We start from the raw sequence: 15,097 nt of genomic DNA, 5'->3' as shown, positions 1-15,097 counted from the left end.
AACCGCCCATCACAGCACCATCGGGTAGGGAGGACACCCCATGACCATCACACGCCGCAACGCCCTGATCGCGGGCGCAGGACTTGCCACGACCGCCTTCGCCGCCACGCCGCTGCGCGCCCAGCAGGTGAAGCTGAAATGGGCTCACGTCTACGAGACGGGCGAGCCCTACCACACGGACGCCCAGTGGGCCGCCGCCGAGATCGCCAAGCGCACCAACGGCAAGTACCAGATCGAGGTCTTCCCGGCCTCGCAGCTCGGTAACGAGAACCAGATCAACGAGGCGCTCGGCCTCGGCACGGTGGACATCATCTACACCGGCGTCGCCTTCGCCGGCTCCATCCACAAGCCGATCGCCATCACCAACGCGCCCTACGTGCTGCGCGACTTCAACCACTGGAAGGCCTATCGCGACTCGCCGCTGTTCCGGCAGATCGCCTCCGGCTACGAGGGCCGCACCCGCCACAAGGTCACCGCCCTCACCTACTACGGCGAGCGCCACGTCACCGCCAACAAGGCGATCACCAAGCCGGAGGACATGCGCGGCATGAAGCTGCGAGTGCCGCCGGCGCCGCTGTTCCTGATGTTCACCAAGTCGGTGGGCGCCAACGCCACGCCGATCGCCTTCGCCGAGGTCTATCTCGCCCTGCAGCAGGGCACGGTGGACGGCCAGGAGAACCCGCTGCCGACGATCATGGCGAAGAAGTTCTACGAGGTGCAGAGCCACATCATGCTCACCGGGCACATCACGGAATCGCTGCTCTCCATCGTCGGCAGCCACGTCTGGGCCCGCCTCAACGACGCGGAGAAGAAGATCTTCTCGGACGTCCTGATGGAAGCCGCCTCGCGCGCCAGCGACAAGATCCGCGAGAGCGAGCAGAAGCTCGCCGAGGAGTTCCGCAAGCTCGGCAAGACGGTGGTGACGCCCGACCGGGCCGCCTTCCGCGCCGCGGCGGTGCCGCTGCACAACGATGCGGCCTCCGGCGCCGGGTGGTCCAAGGCCGAGTACGACGCGCTTCAGGGGCTCGCCTCCTCCAGCTGAGGCGGGGCGGCGCCGCCGCCCTCCTCCCCTTCCAGCGAGACGGTGGCGCCGCGAACCGGCGCCGCCGTCCCGCCGCCGCGCCCCGATACCGCCTTCCGACAGGGTTCCCATGTCAACGCCGCCTCCCACCGCGCCCGGCGCGGACCACCTGATCGTCGTCGAGGATCCGGACGTCGAGATCGAGCACTATCCCGAGGACTGGATTGCCTTCACGCTGTTCTGGCTGATGGCCTTCGTCGTCTTCCTGCAGTTCTTCTCCCGCTACATCCTCAATTCGTCCTTCGCGTGGACGGAGGAGATCGCCCGCTACCTGCTGATGTGGGTGACCTTCGTCGGCGCGGCGGTGGCGATGCGCCGGCGCAGCCACATCGCCGTGGAGGTGCTTCACCAGTTCCTTCCCGAGCCGGCGGTTCGCCTGCTCAACTTCCTCATCGACGTCATCGTCCTCGGCTTCGTCGCCCTGCTCGTCTGGTACGCCTGGCAGGTGACCGAGCGCATGGAAATCCAGCGCATGACGGTCTTCGACCTGTCGATGAGCATCGTCTACGGCGGCATCCTCGTCGGCTGCCTGCTCATGCTCTGGCGAGCGGGCCAGATGTTCATCGCCAATGCCCGCCGCGGCTGGCGTCCCGATCCGGCCCGTCAGGGCCTCATCATCGACTGAGGGCGCGGCATGTTCTGGCTTTTCGGCATCTTCCTCATCCTGCTCGCCCTCGGCACCCCCATCTTCATCGCGCTCGCGGCGGGCTCGCTCGCCTACATCAAGTTCGAGACCATGATCCCGGACTTCGTGGTGCTGCATCGCATGGCCGGCGGCGTCGATTCCTTCCCGCTGCTGGCGGTGCCGTTCTTCATCCTCGCGGGCAACCTGATGAACACGGCCGGCATCACCAACCGGATCTACGACTTCGCCGTCTCGGCTGTCGGCTGGATGAAGGGCGGCCTCGGCCACGTCAACGTGGTGGGCTCGGTGATCTTCGCCGGCATGTCTGGCACGGCGGTGGCCGATGCCGGCGGCCTCGGCACCATCGAGATCAAGGCGATGCGCGACCACGGCTACAAGGACGAGTTCGCCGTCGGCATCACCGCGGCCTCCTCCACCATCGGGCCGATCATCCCGCCCTCGCTGCCCATGGTCATCTTCGGTGTCGTCGGCAACGTCTCCATCGGCCAGCTCTTCGCGGGGGGGCTCATCCCCGGCGTGCTCATGGCCGTGGTCATGATGTTCTACGTCACCTGGTACGCGCACCGGCACGGGATCGGCCGGGACCAGGTCTTCCGCATGAAGGCGCTGGGCGAGACCTTTCTGCGCGCCATTCCGGCGCTGTTCACGCCGGCGCTGATCATCGGCGGCATGTCCCTCGGCATCTTCACGCCGACGGAGGCGGCGATCGCCGCCTGCGCCTGGGCGCTGCTGCTGGGCGCCCTGCTCTACCGGTCCCTGACGCTCAAGCAGTTCTACCGCATCACGCTGGAGACCATCGAGACCACGGCGAGCGTCCTCATCATCGTCGCCGCGGCCTCGCTCTTCGGCTGGGTGCTGACCACCACGCGGGTGACGGAGGCGATCGCCACGGGCCTGCTGTCGGTGACCGACAACCCGCTGCTGATCATGCTGATCATCAACCTGTTCCTGCTGGTGGTCGGCTGCTTCATGGAGACCATCGCCGCCATCTCCATCCTCGTTCCGATCTTCATGCCGATCATCCTCAAGGTCGGCATCGATCCGGTACAGTTCGGGGTGGTGATGGTGCTGAACCTGATGATCGGGCTGCTGACGCCACCCGTCGGCATGGTGCTCTTCGTGCTGTCGAAGGTCGCCAACATCTCGTTCGAGCGGACGGTGGCGGGTGTGACGCCCTTCCTGGTGCCGCTGCTGTTGGTGCTGGTGCTGATCTCGGTGTTTCCGTGGTTCACCACGGCGCTGCCGACGCTCTGGTATCGCTGAGGGGGCGGCGGAAGCGGAAAGCCCGGCGCGTCACGCCGGGCTTTGCGAAGCGGTCTGGAACGGCGAGGGCCCTGCCCTCACCCGTCGTTGGCGGCCTCAGGCCAAGTGGCGGGCGGCTCCTGCGGGCCGCGCCAGGAGAGCATGAGGCCGTTGCCGACGGCCCAGGCGCGCAGGGCGGCGAGCAGGGCGTCGGGGCGGCTGACGTCGGGGACCTCTTCCTCGATGAAGCGGTCCACCGCGGCCAGGAGGTCCGGCGGGATCTGCAGCTTGATGGTGGTCATGCGCGCATCCTCGAACGTGCTCTTGAGCGGCACGATGGCGTCTTTCTCGTACAGGAATGGTTAACGGGCAAGCCCTGGCGTCGGCCAGGGTTGCCCGTTCCTTTCCACCTTCGCGCCAAATGTCCCGACCGGCTCAGGGGCGGTCGCGGTCGAGCATCATCTCGGTCACCCAGGCGGCCATGGCGCCGTAGAGGGCGTGGCCGATCGTGCTCATGATAGTGAGCTGGCCACCCCAGGCGAGAAGCATGAAGGGCAGCCCGGCGAGCGGAGCGAAGATGCCGAGGGCGATGAAGGTGGTGAAGGTGCCCCAGGCCCAGCCGTTCCAGCGCCGCCCGAGCGAAACGCCGTTGCGGGTGAGGAGATAATAGCCGAGCGGATAGCCGACGACGCCGGTGGCGTAGTGCAGCGCCTTGGCGACGACGTCGGAGGGCTCGAACCCGAGACGGGCGGCAAACAGCGCCTTGATGAGGGCGGGCGGCTCCAGCGGCCCGCCGGCGACGATGGCGGTGGGCACGTTGGCCCAGATCTCCCAGATGCCGAGGCCGGCGAAGCCGCCGACCACGAGGGCGATCATCTCGCGCAGGCCGGGCACGGCGATGCCGGCGATGCGGCTGGCGGCGGGTGCGGCGGTGTCGGTCATCATGGTGGAGCCCCCTTTGGTCCTGGTCCGGGGCGATCGTCGCCCGCTGCTGACCATTCGCGGCGGGCACCGCGACGTTACCGTGCGGCACGTTCACCAAAGCGTGAGACGCCGCGGCGGCGGTGCCGCCCGCCAGCGCGTAACGGCCGTCGATGCGTCCGCGTATCCACGACAGTGCCAGCGACCCGCGAGCCCACCATGACCACGCCGCCCAAGCGCCCCCGCGATCCGCGCCTCGACGTCTTCCGCGGCCTGTGCATGCTCATCATCTTCGTCGCCCACATGCCGCAGAACCCATGGCTCGCCTGGATTCCCGCGCGATTCGGATTCTCCTCGGCCACCGAACTCTTCGTCTTCGGATCGGGGTTCGCCAGCGCCATGGCCTTCGGGCGGAGCTATGGGACGGCAGGCTTCGGGCCCGCGAGCCTCAAGATCGTCCAGCGCATCTGGCAGCTCTACTGGGCTCATCTCGCCCTGTTCGTGGCGCTTGCCGGCATCACCGTGCTGCTCGCGCCGGCGGAGAGCCACGCCATGCGCGCCCTCGCCCATGTCTTCGCCGCGCCCGCCCAGGCGCTCGGCGCCCTGGTGACGCTCACCTACGTGCCGATGCTGCTCGACATCCTGCCGCTCTACATGGTCGTGCTGGCGCTGGTGCCGGTCATGATGGCGGCGCGGCGGCTGCATCCCGCGGCGCCCTTCGCCCTGTCCACAGCGCTCTATCTGGCGGCCCTCGTCCTCGGCCTCGCCATGCCCGGCCGTTCGGGGAGCGCCGGGCACTGGTTCTTCAATCCCTTCGCCTGGCAGGTGCTGTTCTTCCTCGGCTTCGCCATCGGGCTCGGCTGGTGGAGGCCGCCGGCGCTGGGGCGGCCGCGGCTTGTCGCAGCCTCCGCCGCCATCGTCCTCGTCTCCGTCCCCTTCAACTTCTGGGGCTTCACCGACGCCTATCCGGCGCTCGTCGACTGGCAGACGGCGCTGCTGCCGCTCAACACCTGGACCAACGTCCATCCGGTACGGATCGTCCATTTCCTGGCTCTGACCTATCTCGTGCTGTCGCTGCTCGAGCGGGCCCGCTGGCTCATGGAGACCCGCGGCGCGGCGGTGCTGACCCTCGTGGGCACGCAGTCGCTGCCGGCCTTCCTCGCCTGCACCGCCCTCGCCTGGACCGGCGGCATCGCGCTCGACGTCTTCGGCGACGCGCCCGGACCCGTGGCGGTGGTGAACCTCGCCGGCCTCGCCGGCATCGTCGCCGCAGCCTGGCTCGCGCGCCTGTTCAAGTCGGAGCCCTGGGCGAAACCTGCCACCGCCAAGGCCCGGCCGGAGGCGCCGGCCCGGACGCTTGCGCCCGAGCGCTGCTGAGGCTCAGAGCCGGTAGGCCATGCGGAGCCCGCCCCAGTGGCGGCCGAAGATGCGGATCGGCGCGTCGATCTCCTTCATGAAGACGGTGACGCCGTTGCCCATGTCGCGGGCGTAGGACTGGATCAGGTAGGGCCGCGAGGAGCGCGCCGCGGAGAGGCCTGCGCGGTCGTCGAAGATGCGCCTGTTGCGGCAGTTGGCGGCGTTCCAGACCGGGTCCCCCGGCTTCTGCGGATGCGAATAGATGCGGTTGTGCACCGGCAGATAGGCATTGCGATCCACGGCGGCGCAGAAGGTCATCTGCTTGTCGACCGCCAGCCAGCGCTCCTGGATGGGCGGCAGGACGTCCTCGAAGACCTTGAGATAGCGCGTGGAGAACTGGACGGGGTCGGTGCCGGGAATGCGGACATAATCGTTGTCGAAGGCATCGTCGCGCGACAGCCGGCCGGATTCGATGGCCTGCTCGACGGCGCGGCTGATCTCCGCGGAGGCCTTCACCACGTGGTCGATGCGCACCGCATCGGCCTCGCGCAGGGCGGCGATCCGTGCCGCCAGCGCGACGCGGGCGGCCTCGTCGGGTGCGACGAATTCGCAATGGGTGCCGAGGGCAGTTCTCGCGACCACCCGGATGCGCAGGCCGGGAATGTTCGCGAGCGAGGCGGTCGCGGTGGCGCCGGCCGGCAACCGATCGGCCTCGCCCGCCGCCAGCAGCATGCCCCCCTCGGAGATGTCGAGCGTCTTGGCGCGCAGCTCACCCTGCGGGCCCGAGAGCTGCACCGCGAGTTCGACGGGCAGACGGTCGTGGCGCCGGCGGTCGCCGACCTCCGACTGGCGCAGGAAGATGGTGAAGCGCGAGCGCAGCTTCTCCGTCAGTGTCTTGGCCTGACGTCCGGCCCTGTCCGCCTCGTCCGAGGTCGTCTCGGCCTCGACGGCGGCCTGGTCGATGGCACCGGCCCCCGCTGCGACATTGGCGATGAAGGCGGCGCTGTCGCCGGCGGAGCGGGAGAGCTCGCCGATGGTGGCGACCTGCTGCTCCACCGCGTCGGCGACGGTGGCGAAGACCGGCCGGATCGCCTCGACGGCGCCGGCGATCTGCTGCACGGCGGCGATGGAGGCCTGGGAATCGGCCTGCAACTGGGCGATGCGGCGGGCGATCTCGTCGGTGGCGCGCTGGGTTTCGAGGCTCAGCCCCTTCACCTCGGTGGCGACGACGGCGAAGCCGCGCCCCGCCTCGCCGGCGCGGGCCGCCTCGATGGTGGCGTTGAGGGCGAGGAGATTGGTCTGGCGGGCGATCTTGGCGATCAGCGCCACCACCTGGTCGATCTCGGTGGAGGAGGCGCGCAGGCCGTCGACGCTGAGCGAAGCGTGGCCGGCCGCCTGGATGGCCTCTTCGGTGAAGCGGGTGGCCTGGCGCACGCGGTCGCCGATCTCGGCGGCGCTCTCGCCGAACTCCTCGGTGGCGGCGGCGAGCTGGCGCGAATTTTCGGAGGCGCCGGCGGCCAGCCGGTCCAGCGCGCGCGAGCGCTCGCGGATGGCGGCGAGCGCCCGGCTGGCGGCCACGGTGCCCTCGTGGACGTCATCGGCGGAATGGGAGACGTCGGCGATGACCTTCATCAGATCGGACTCGACGAGGCCGATCGTGTCGCGGATCTGGGCGATCTCCGCCTTCAGGCGCGCGACCTCGGCAGCCGGATCCGGCACGCCATCCGGCGGCGGCTCCGCGGACGCAGCCGCCGCCGGATGGCGCGCTTTGCGCGTCAGGCCAAAGTCCATCGGCGTTCCCTCTTGTTCCGCGTCTATTGACGGGACGATTGCGGGAATTATCGCGAAACAGAGTAAACGGCCGCTTAACCGTATCGGCGGGCGGGACGCCGCGCCTCCTTAGACCTTCGGAGAAGAGAGCAGGCGGCCGACCGTCTCCGGCAGGACGTCGTAGTGGTCGATGATGACGTCGGGGTCGAGGCTCGCCAACGGAATGGCGGTGTAGCCACCGGAATAGGCGACGACCGGCACGCCGGCCCCCTGCGCGGCGCGGATGTCGGTGTCGGAATCCCCCACCATGACCGCGCGGGCCGGGTCGCCGCCGGCGTCCCTGAGCGTCATCAGCAGGTGGCCTGGATCGGGCTTGCGGACGCCGTAGGTGTCGGCGCCGGCGATGACGGCGAAGCGGCGCGACATGTCGAGTTCGTCCAGCAGCTTCTTCGCCAGACGCTCGACCTTGTTGGTGCAGACCGCCAGCGTCATACCCTGGTCGGCGAGCCGGTCGAGGGCGTCGAGCATGCCGGGAAAGGGACGGCTCTCGCGGGTGAGGCGCGTCTCGTAGACCGCGATGTAGCGGGCGAAGACGGCGTCCACCTCCGCCTTGTCGAAGCCCCTGCCCTTCAGCTTCAGCGCATTCTCCACCATCGGCCGCATGCCGTGGCCGATGAGCTTCTTGGCCGCCTCGAGGTCGATGGCGTCGAGCCCCTCCTCCTCCAGCAGCCAGGAGAGCGTGCCGATGAGGTCGGGATGGGTGTCGACGAGCGTGCCGTCGAGATCGAAGACGATGGTGGCGGCGGCCATGCCGGGCTCTCCCTGTGCGTGCGGCAGGTCATGCCGAAGTTGGGCGGGAAAGTCACCTGACGTTTGGCTGCCGTGCCGGCGCGCGGGGTGCATGGCCGGCGGGCCGGTGATAGAAAGCCCGCCTCCCCATCACGAGCCCCGGAGGCCCCGATGAACGCGCCCCTGAAGACCACGCCGCTGCCGCTCAAGGACCCGACGCTCCTGAAGTCGCAGTGCTACGTCAACGGCGAATGGGTCGGCACGCCCACCGATCCCGTCATCAACCCGGCCACCGGCCAGACCATCGGCCACGTGCCGCGTTTCGGCGCGAAGGAAGCCGCCGAGGCGGTGGAGCACGCCGGCAAGGCCTTCAAGCTCTGGTCGAAGAAAACCGCCAAGGAGCGCTCGAACATCCTGCGCAAATGGTTCGACCTGATGATCGCCAACACCGACGATCTCGGCCTGATCATGACCGCCGAACAGGGCAAGCCGCTGGCGGAGGCCAAGGGCGAGGTGGCCTATGCCGCCTCCTTCGTCGAGTTCTTCGCCGAGGAGGCGCGCCGCGTCTACGGCGACATCATCCCGCAGCACCGGCCCGACCACCGCATCCTCGTGCAGAAGCAGCCGATCGGCGTCTGCGCCGCCATCACGCCGTGGAACTTCCCGGCGGCGATGATCACCCGCAAATGCTCGCCGGCCATCGCGGTCGGCTGCACCATGGTGGTGAAGCCGGCCCCCGAGACGCCGCTGACCGCGCTGGCGCTCGCCGAGCTCGCGCATCGCGCCGGCATTCCAGCCGGTGTGCTCAACATCATCACCGGCGACGCCGCCCCCATCGGCAAGGTCTGGTGCGAGCACCCGACGGTGCGCTTCATCGGCTTCACAGGCTCGACGCCGGTCGGCAAGCTGCTGATGGCGCAGGCGGCCTCCACCGTGAAGCGGGTCGGCCTCGAGCTCGGCGGCAATGCGCCCTTCATCGTGTTCGATGACGCCGACGTGGACGCGGCGGTCGAGGGCGCCATGGTCTCGAAGTACCGGAACATGGGCCAGACCTGCGTCTGCGCCAACCGCATCTTCGTGCAGGACGCTGTACATGACGAGTTCGTCGCCAAGTTCACCGCCAAGGTGAAGGCGCTGAAGGTCGGCAACGGCGTCGAGGCCGGCATCGACCAGGGTCCGCTGATCAAGCCTGCCGCCGTCGACAAGGTCGAGGCGCACGTCAAGGACGCGATCGCCAAGGGCGGCAAGGTCGAGACCGGCGGCAAGCGCTCCGACCTCGGCCAGACCTTCTTCGAGCCGACGGTCATTTCCGGCGTCACCACCGACATGATGGTGACGCACGAGGAGACCTTCGGCCCGCTGGCGCCGATCTACCGGTTCAAGACCGAGGAGGAGGCGGTGGAGCTCGCCAACGCCACCCAGTTCGGTCTCGCCAGCTACTTCTACGGCCGCGATATCGGCCGCATCTTCCGCGTCGCCGAGGCGCTGGAATACGGCATGGTCGGCATCAACACCGGCCTCGTCGGCACCGACGTGGCGCCCTTCGGCGGCGTCAAGGAATCGGGGCTGGGGCGCGAGGGCTCGCACTACGGCCTCGACGAGTTCGTCGAGATCAAGCTGATGATGCTCGGCGGCATCCAGTAAGCCGGTTCATCCGGGGTTCGACAGGGGGCGGCGTCGCGAGGCGCCGCCCCTTTGTTTGTCCCGAGACCCGGATGGCCCTACCCGCACCCTACCCTCGCACCCGCGAGGAGAGGGTGCGGGTGGGGCATGCGACATCACGAGAGCCCTTCAGCGCGCCGCAAGGCTCACTGGCGCCAGCGATTTCAGCCCGCGGGCGGGGACGATGACGAGGTCGATTTCCGGACGGCCGCCACGGCCGATGGACAGGCGCTCAGGCTCACCGATGACGGCGAACTGGCCCTGCAGCGCCGCCTGCTGGCGCGCCCAGGTGCCCGCCAGGGCGACGATGAGGACATCCGCCCCCTGATAGGCGCGCCGCACCTGCCGGAAGGCGAAGCCGCGCGGGTCCGGGCCGATCACCATGACATCGGCGGCGTCGCCCACGGCGAGGTCGATCTTGCCGCCCTCGTTCCAGGTGAGGCCGACGACCACCGGCCCGCTGCCGCGGGCAACGCCCCGCGCGGCGAGGATCGGGCGCAGCGCGGTCCAGTCGAAGGCGTCGAGGGTGGGGTCGGCGCGGGACGGCACGCCGAGACGCGTCAGGAGCCCCGTCGCGCCGAGCGTCCCGATGCCGAGGGCGAGGACGACCGCCAGCGCCGTGCTCCAGCGCGCCCAGGCGTGCGGCGAGGGGCTGGCGGCGGGGTTCGCCACCATCCAGGCGCCGAGCAGCGGGAAGGCGAAGAACCAGCCGGGCATGGGCCAGTGCGGCAGCGCCCAGCCGGACCAGAGCGACTGCAGCGTGAAATAGAGGATGGTGGGCGCCGCCAGGGCCATGAGGAACAGGCGGCGCTCGTCCTTGAGGCGGGCGAGGTTCTGCGCCGCGATGGTGGCGAGCGGCACGGCGATCCAGGGGGCCAGCCAGACGAACTGTCCCGCGAGCATCTGCGCGAAGGCGGAAAGGGTTAGACCGCGGCCGCCGCCCCGGCCCGCCTGGAAGCGCAGGGAGACCCAGTCGTTGGCGATGTTCCAGACGATGACGGGCGAGATCGCCAAAACCGCGACGAGCGCCCCCGCATAGGGGGCGGGATGGGCGAGCCAGCGCCGGTGCGGGGTGGCGAAAAGAAAGATCGCCAGCCCCGCCACGACGAAGACGGCGGAGTATTTGGACAGGCCGGCGAACCCGAAGCAGAAGCCGGCGAGTGTCCAGGCGATCCAGGCGGAAGGCGTCTCCCCCTCCCAGGGGAAGAACAGCCGCGCCAGGGCCGCCATGCCCGCTGTGAGAAAGAACAGCAACGGCCCGTCGGGGACGATCCAGGTGCCGGGGGAGGCGAGGAAGAACAGCGAGGCGTTGAGCGCCAGCACCGCCCACACCCCCTCCCAGCCGCCGAAGAGCCGGCGCGTCAGAGCAAAGAGCAGCCAGGACGTGCCGGCGAACAGGAGGATGAACGGCAAGCGTACCGCCCATGTCGTGCCGAAGACCGCCATGGAGGCATGGGCGAGCCAGAGATGCAGCGGCGGGTGGTCGAAATAGGAGAGAGCGAGGCGCCGTGCCTGTCCCAGCGTGTAGCTTTCGTCGACGCCGAAGCCGAGCAGCGCGGCGAAGGCGACACGTAGCAGGGTGAAGCCGAGGACGAGCGCCAGCGCGGCCCGCGCGGGATCATCGGGAAGGAAGGAGAAGGGCTTGTCGCCGGGCGCTGCCGTCATGGCCGCGGGATTAGCCGATCAGGCGCGCTGGCGATAGCTCTGCACCGCATCGGAGACCGACTTGGCGCCGAAGAGCACGAAGGTGAGGCCGACGAGGCGGGTGACGACGAGGCCGTGGGTCATGAAGAAGCGGCGCACGGCGGGCAGGCCCGCCACCGCCACGAGCACAATGTCGGCGAGGACGAAGCCGAAGAAGGCGACCAGCATGACCAGAGGCGCGAGGTCCCAGGTGAGAAGGCCGGAATAGTGGCCGACCAGCACGGTGAACATGGCGACGGAGACGGGATAGGCCTTGGGGTTGGTGACGCCGAAGACGAGCCCGGCGAGGAGGGGATGGCGGCTGCCGATGACGGCAGTGCCGGCGGCCTCCCTCGCCACCAGGGCCTTCACGCCGAGGACGATGAGGTAGGCACCGCAGAGGAGGCCGAGGATCTCGAAGAGCAGCGGCCCGAGCTGGTTGACGCCGACGATGGCGGCGAGCGCCAGCGTTCCCCACAGCACGTCGCCGACGAGATGGCCGGTGACGAACCAGGTGCCGGAGAGCCGCCCCTCCTTCGCCGCCAGAGCGAAGAGCGCGAGGAAGGCGGGCCCGGGCGTGAGCACGTAGATCATCGCCGCGACGAGGGTAGCGAAGAAGAGGCCGATGGTCATGGGGCGACTCGCGCGGAGAGCAGGCGCCGTCAGCGGAGCACGCGCAGCGGCGGGGCTCAAGCGAAAGGCCCGCCGCCCTCCTCTGCGGAGAGCGGCGGGCCGCCTGCCGGGAACGGGTTAGATGCCACGCATGCCTATGCGTTGCTGCCGCGGACAGAAACCGGCAAAATCATCCGCGTCCATCGTCCCCGTTATGGCCGGTTGTCACCCGGCAGGGATCGCGTCAGTAGCGCCAGCCGCCGATATGGACGCCGGGGGTGCCGAAACTGAAGCCAATCCCGCCGCCGTGGACGTAGGGATCATCATAGTAGCCGTCACGCCAGACCGGGTCGTAGGCCATGGGACCGGCATAAGGCGCGCGGCGCTGGGGGCGCATCGCGCCGCCGCGGACGGGCTGCAGGTAGGACGCGCTGGCATAGCCGCCGAGCTCAGGCACGTAGCACCACCCGTCGCCGCAACCCCGCACATCGACAACGGTTCCCTCCGGCAATACGCTGATGACCGGGTGGCTCGTGCCCTGGCCGGCGCGCACGTTGAGATCGGTCTCCACCATGGCCGGCCTGGCGAGCGCAGGCGCAACGCCGAGGGCGGCGACCATGGCGGCGGCAGTGAGTGTCGTTTTCATCGTGATCTCCTTTCCGCGAGCCCCTGCCCCGAAAAAATATCCTGCCTCACCAACACAGCGCGGGATGCGGGGTTCCCGCGACAGTGTGGCGCGACGCGCCGGAACGGCCGCCGACGCGCCTGACAGGAGAGGCGAACTGCCTTAAGCACCCCTGGGACAGAAACGGGAGACAGGCCATGATCGCGGTGATCTTCGAGGTGACACCGGTCGAGGGGGCCCTGCCCGGTTATCTCGACCACGCGGCGCGCCTGCGCCCGCAGTTGGAAGCCATGGACGGTTTCATCTCGGTGGAGAGGTTCCAGAGCATCACCAATCCCGCCAAGCTGCTGTCGCTGTCGTTCTGGCGCGACGAGGAGGCGGTGAAAGCCTGGCGTAACCACGCCATGCACCGGGCGACGCAGGCGGCGGGGCGGGACGGGATGTTCGCGGGATATCGCCTGCGGGTCGCGGCGGTGCTGCGCGACTACGGCATGACGGAGAACAGGGACCAGGCGCCGGATGACAGCCGGGAGCGCCACCGCGCCTGAGCGCGGTGGCGGCCTTCCGCCGACAGGCGGTCAGTTCTGCAGCTTGATGTTGCCCTTGTCGATGATCGTCTTGAATTTGGCGATCTCGGCGACGGCCTTCTGGCGCATCTCGGCGCCGGTGGAGGGGATGGATGCAGCGCCCATCTCCTCGAAGCGCTTGATGACGGCCGGATCCTTCAGCGCCTCCATCTGCGCCTTCTCCAGCGCCTCGACGATCTCCTTCGGCGTGCCCTTCGGCGCGACGAAACCGTTCCAGGACGTGATGTCGAAGCCAGGCAGGGTGTCGTTCAGCGGCGGAATTTCGGGGGCGATGGCAGCCCGCGTCGCCGAGGTGACGGCGATGCCGCGGATGGCCCCGGCCTTGTAATGCGGGAAGGGCGAGGTGAAATTGTCGAAGGACAGTTTGACCTCGCCGGTGATGAGCCCCTGCACGAGGGCCGCCGACGAGCGGAAGGGCACATGCGTCATTCGCGTGCCGGTGAGCTGCATGAAGAGCTCGGCCGACAGGTGGATCGAGGTGCCGATGCCGGAGGACCCGAAGTTCTCCTTGCCCGGATTGGCCTTCAGGTAGGCGATGAGCTCGGCCAGGTTGTTGGCCGGGATCGACGGGTGGATGCAGAGGAAGTTGGGCTGCGACGAGGACAGGCCGATGAACTCGAAATCGTCCATGGGCTTGAACGGCAGGCGCTCGCCGAACAGGTTCGGGTTGATGCCGTGGGTCGAGATGGTCGTCATGCCGATCGTGTAGCCGTCCGGCTGGGCGCGGGCGATCGCCGCGACACCCACGTTGCCGCCGGCTCCGGCGCGGTTCTCGATGACGAAGCTCTGCCCGAATTTCTGGGTGAGCTTCTCGCAGACGATGCGTCCGATGACGTCCGTCGAGCCGCCGGCGCCGAAAGGCACGATGCAGGTGACGGGGCGGGCCGGATAGCTTTGGGCGAAGCCCTTGGTGCCGATGAAGGGGACGGCCAGCGTTCCTGCCGCGATTCCAAGCGCAGTACGCCTGTCGATAGCCTTGGTCATAAGTCCTCCTGAATTGAATGCGCGGGCTCGCCCCGTCTTTTGACGGGACCCTAGCACGGCATCGCCGGTGCGCAACCGCCAAGGCTGCCGCAGGGGAGGACGGGTGGCGGGGCACGGCGAGGGACCGGAAACGGTCCCGCCGCGGCGCGCCTTCAGGGCATGGGCTTCAGTTGGCGCGGCAGGGCTGCGAGATCCGCCTCCAGTTCGCCGATGCGCGCGCGCAGGGCCGATTCGGCCTCGGTGCGGTTGGTGAACTCGGCGCCGTCGACGACGAACTTCTCGCCGCGCAGGAAGCCGGACTTCTTCACCTTGACGCCGTTGGTCTTGAGGTCGTCGAGGACGGCCTGGGCGGCGGTGATCTTGGCGTTCACGGCGGCGTTGTGCTCGAGAGCGACGGCGCGGTCACGCTCCCGCTGGGCACCCGCGAGGCGGGCGTTGCGGGCGTCGATGCGGCTGCGATAGTCGGAGGCTTCCAGCCACTCGGTGCGCTGGCAGACGACGAGCAGCGAGGCGGTGGTGCCGGCGGCCCAGCCGAGGCCGAAGGCGCCGAGCACGGCTTCCGGCTCGCGGCGGTTGCCGGCGCGCACCACCTTCTGGTGCTCGTGATAGGTCAGGCTCTTGTCGAGCGGGACCACCATCTTGATCTCCCACTGGTCCTCGTTGAGCGAGGCGATCAGCTGGTCGAGGCGTGAGGTGATCTCGGGGACGTCCACCGTCACCGCGCCGAGGCTCCACTCCTTGTCGCCCTCCGTCTTGGTCCAGTTGGGGAAGAGATCGACGGTGAACTGCTTGGTTTCGATCCAGGGGACCATGGCGGTGGAACTCGTGGGCAGGGAGGAAGCGGGAACGGGAACGGGAGGCGGCGGGGGAACGATCGCGGGGGCGGTGTCGGCAAGGACGGGGTCCGGGGCGGGAACCGGCTCGGCCGGTGCCGGGGCCTCGGGCGCGGCGTCGGCGGAGGGCGGGAGAGGCGCGGCGACCGGATCGGGTGCGTCGGAGGGCGTGGGCACCACGAGAGGCTCGAGCACCACGGGCGCGGCGGCCGCCGCCTCCTTGCCGGGCGCGGCGAAGGGCGGATCCGGGCGGTCGAGGGTAAAGCCCTCCAGCGCGGCGGAGAGCTCGTCCAGCTTCACCCGGTC

15 protein-coding genes are annotated in these 15,097 nt (G+C 69.2%); 6 read left to right on the top strand and 9 right to left on the bottom strand.

Going from position 1 to position 15,097, the window contains the following annotated elements; translation table 11 throughout:
- Positions 1-40 precede the first annotated feature (40 nt).
- The 3 genes from C6569_RS03960 (at position 41) to C6569_RS03950 (ending at position 2,990) form a co-directional block, all read left to right on the top strand.
- Positions 41-1,042 (top strand): sialic acid TRAP transporter substrate-binding protein SiaP, encoded by a 1,002-nt coding sequence (locus C6569_RS03960; RefSeq protein ID WP_106747620.1) that lies wholly within the window; start codon positions 41-43, stop codon positions 1,040-1,042.
- Between the two features lie 109 nt (positions 1,043-1,151).
- The gene (locus C6569_RS03955) at positions 1,152-1,706 is read left to right on the top strand and encodes a TRAP transporter small permease (protein ID WP_181313899.1); all 555 of its coding nucleotides are present in this window, start codon (positions 1,152-1,154) and stop codon (positions 1,704-1,706) included.
- A gap of 9 nt (positions 1,707-1,715) precedes the next feature.
- The gene (locus C6569_RS03950) at positions 1,716-2,990 is read left to right on the top strand and encodes a TRAP transporter large permease (RefSeq protein WP_106747618.1); all 1,275 of its coding nucleotides are present in this window, start codon (positions 1,716-1,718) and stop codon (positions 2,988-2,990) included.
- 77 nt (positions 2,991-3,067) lie between these two features.
- Here the strand turns inward: C6569_RS03950 and C6569_RS03945 are convergent, their stop codons facing one another.
- Together C6569_RS03945 and C6569_RS03940 are read right to left on the bottom strand one after the other, a co-directional pair.
- On the bottom strand, positions 3,068-3,271 hold the full coding sequence (locus tag C6569_RS03945) for a hypothetical protein (protein ID WP_146144727.1): 204 nt from the start codon (positions 3,269-3,271) through the stop codon (positions 3,068-3,070).
- Positions 3,272-3,404: 133 nt separating this feature from the next.
- Positions 3,405-3,914 carry a hypothetical protein gene (locus C6569_RS03940; RefSeq protein WP_106747616.1) on the bottom strand — a complete coding sequence of 170 codons (510 nt, stop codon included), beginning with the start codon at positions 3,912-3,914 and terminating at the stop codon, positions 3,405-3,407.
- Between the two features lie 195 nt (positions 3,915-4,109).
- Here C6569_RS03940 and C6569_RS03935 point away from each other — a divergent pair, with 195 nt between their 5' ends.
- Complete coding sequence (locus C6569_RS03935; protein ID WP_106747615.1) at positions 4,110-5,267, top strand: OpgC family protein; 1,158 nt, start codon at positions 4,110-4,112, stop codon at positions 5,265-5,267.
- 3 nt (positions 5,268-5,270) lie between these two features.
- On the opposite strand, the gene C6569_RS03930 is transcribed toward C6569_RS03935, so the two are convergent.
- Positions 5,271-6,965: a methyl-accepting chemotaxis protein gene (locus C6569_RS03930; RefSeq protein ID WP_181313898.1), complete on the bottom strand. Its 1,695-nt coding sequence runs from the start codon at positions 6,963-6,965 to the stop codon at positions 5,271-5,273.
- Between the two features lie 180 nt (positions 6,966-7,145).
- Positions 7,146-7,826 carry an HAD-IA family hydrolase gene (locus C6569_RS03925; protein ID WP_106747613.1) on the bottom strand — a complete coding sequence of 227 codons (681 nt, stop codon included), beginning with the start codon at positions 7,824-7,826 and terminating at the stop codon, positions 7,146-7,148.
- Between the two features lie 150 nt (positions 7,827-7,976).
- On the opposite strand from C6569_RS03925, the gene C6569_RS03920 reads away from it, so the two are divergent.
- Positions 7,977-9,449, top strand: coding sequence for an NAD-dependent succinate-semialdehyde dehydrogenase (locus tag C6569_RS03920; protein ID WP_106747612.1), 1,473 nt, complete (start codon positions 7,977-7,979; stop codon positions 9,447-9,449).
- A gap of 147 nt (positions 9,450-9,596) precedes the next feature.
- On the opposite strand, the gene C6569_RS03915 is transcribed toward C6569_RS03920, so the two are convergent.
- From C6569_RS03915 to C6569_RS03905, 3 genes are all read right to left on the bottom strand, one after another.
- Positions 9,597-11,132, bottom strand: coding sequence for an ArnT family glycosyltransferase (locus tag C6569_RS03915; RefSeq protein WP_106747611.1), 1,536 nt, complete (start codon positions 11,130-11,132; stop codon positions 9,597-9,599).
- Between the two features lie 18 nt (positions 11,133-11,150).
- Positions 11,151-11,783, bottom strand: coding sequence for a LysE family translocator (locus tag C6569_RS03910; RefSeq protein WP_106747610.1), 633 nt, complete (start codon positions 11,781-11,783; stop codon positions 11,151-11,153).
- A gap of 223 nt (positions 11,784-12,006) precedes the next feature.
- Entirely contained in the window at positions 12,007-12,408 is a 402-nt protein-coding gene (locus tag C6569_RS03905; protein ID WP_106747609.1) for an SH3 domain-containing protein, read from the bottom strand.
- 176 nt (positions 12,409-12,584) lie between these two features.
- Between C6569_RS03905 and C6569_RS03900 the strand changes: the two genes are divergently transcribed.
- Positions 12,585-12,935, top strand: coding sequence for an antibiotic biosynthesis monooxygenase family protein (locus C6569_RS03900; RefSeq protein WP_106747608.1), 351 nt, complete (start codon positions 12,585-12,587; stop codon positions 12,933-12,935).
- Positions 12,936-12,965: 30 nt separating this feature from the next.
- On the opposite strand, the gene C6569_RS03895 is transcribed toward C6569_RS03900, so the two are convergent.
- Positions 12,966-13,958, bottom strand: a complete 993-nt coding sequence (locus C6569_RS03895) for a Bug family tripartite tricarboxylate transporter substrate binding protein (RefSeq protein ID WP_106747607.1) — start codon at positions 13,956-13,958, stop codon at positions 12,966-12,968.
- A 152-nt stretch (positions 13,959-14,110) separates the two neighbouring features.
- A complete protein-coding gene (locus tag C6569_RS03890) occupies positions 14,111-15,091 on the bottom strand; it encodes a hypothetical protein (RefSeq protein ID WP_106747606.1) in 981 nt (326 codons plus the stop codon).
- Between the last annotated feature and the right edge of the window lie 6 nt (positions 15,092-15,097).

Origin of the sequence: Phreatobacter cathodiphilus (genome assembly GCF_003008515.1) — a bacterium.
GTDB lineage: Bacteria > Pseudomonadota > Alphaproteobacteria > Rhizobiales > Phreatobacteraceae > Phreatobacter > Phreatobacter cathodiphilus.
Note: the sequence above shows the minus strand (reverse complement) of the source record. Positions and strands in the feature narration are given on the sequence as shown.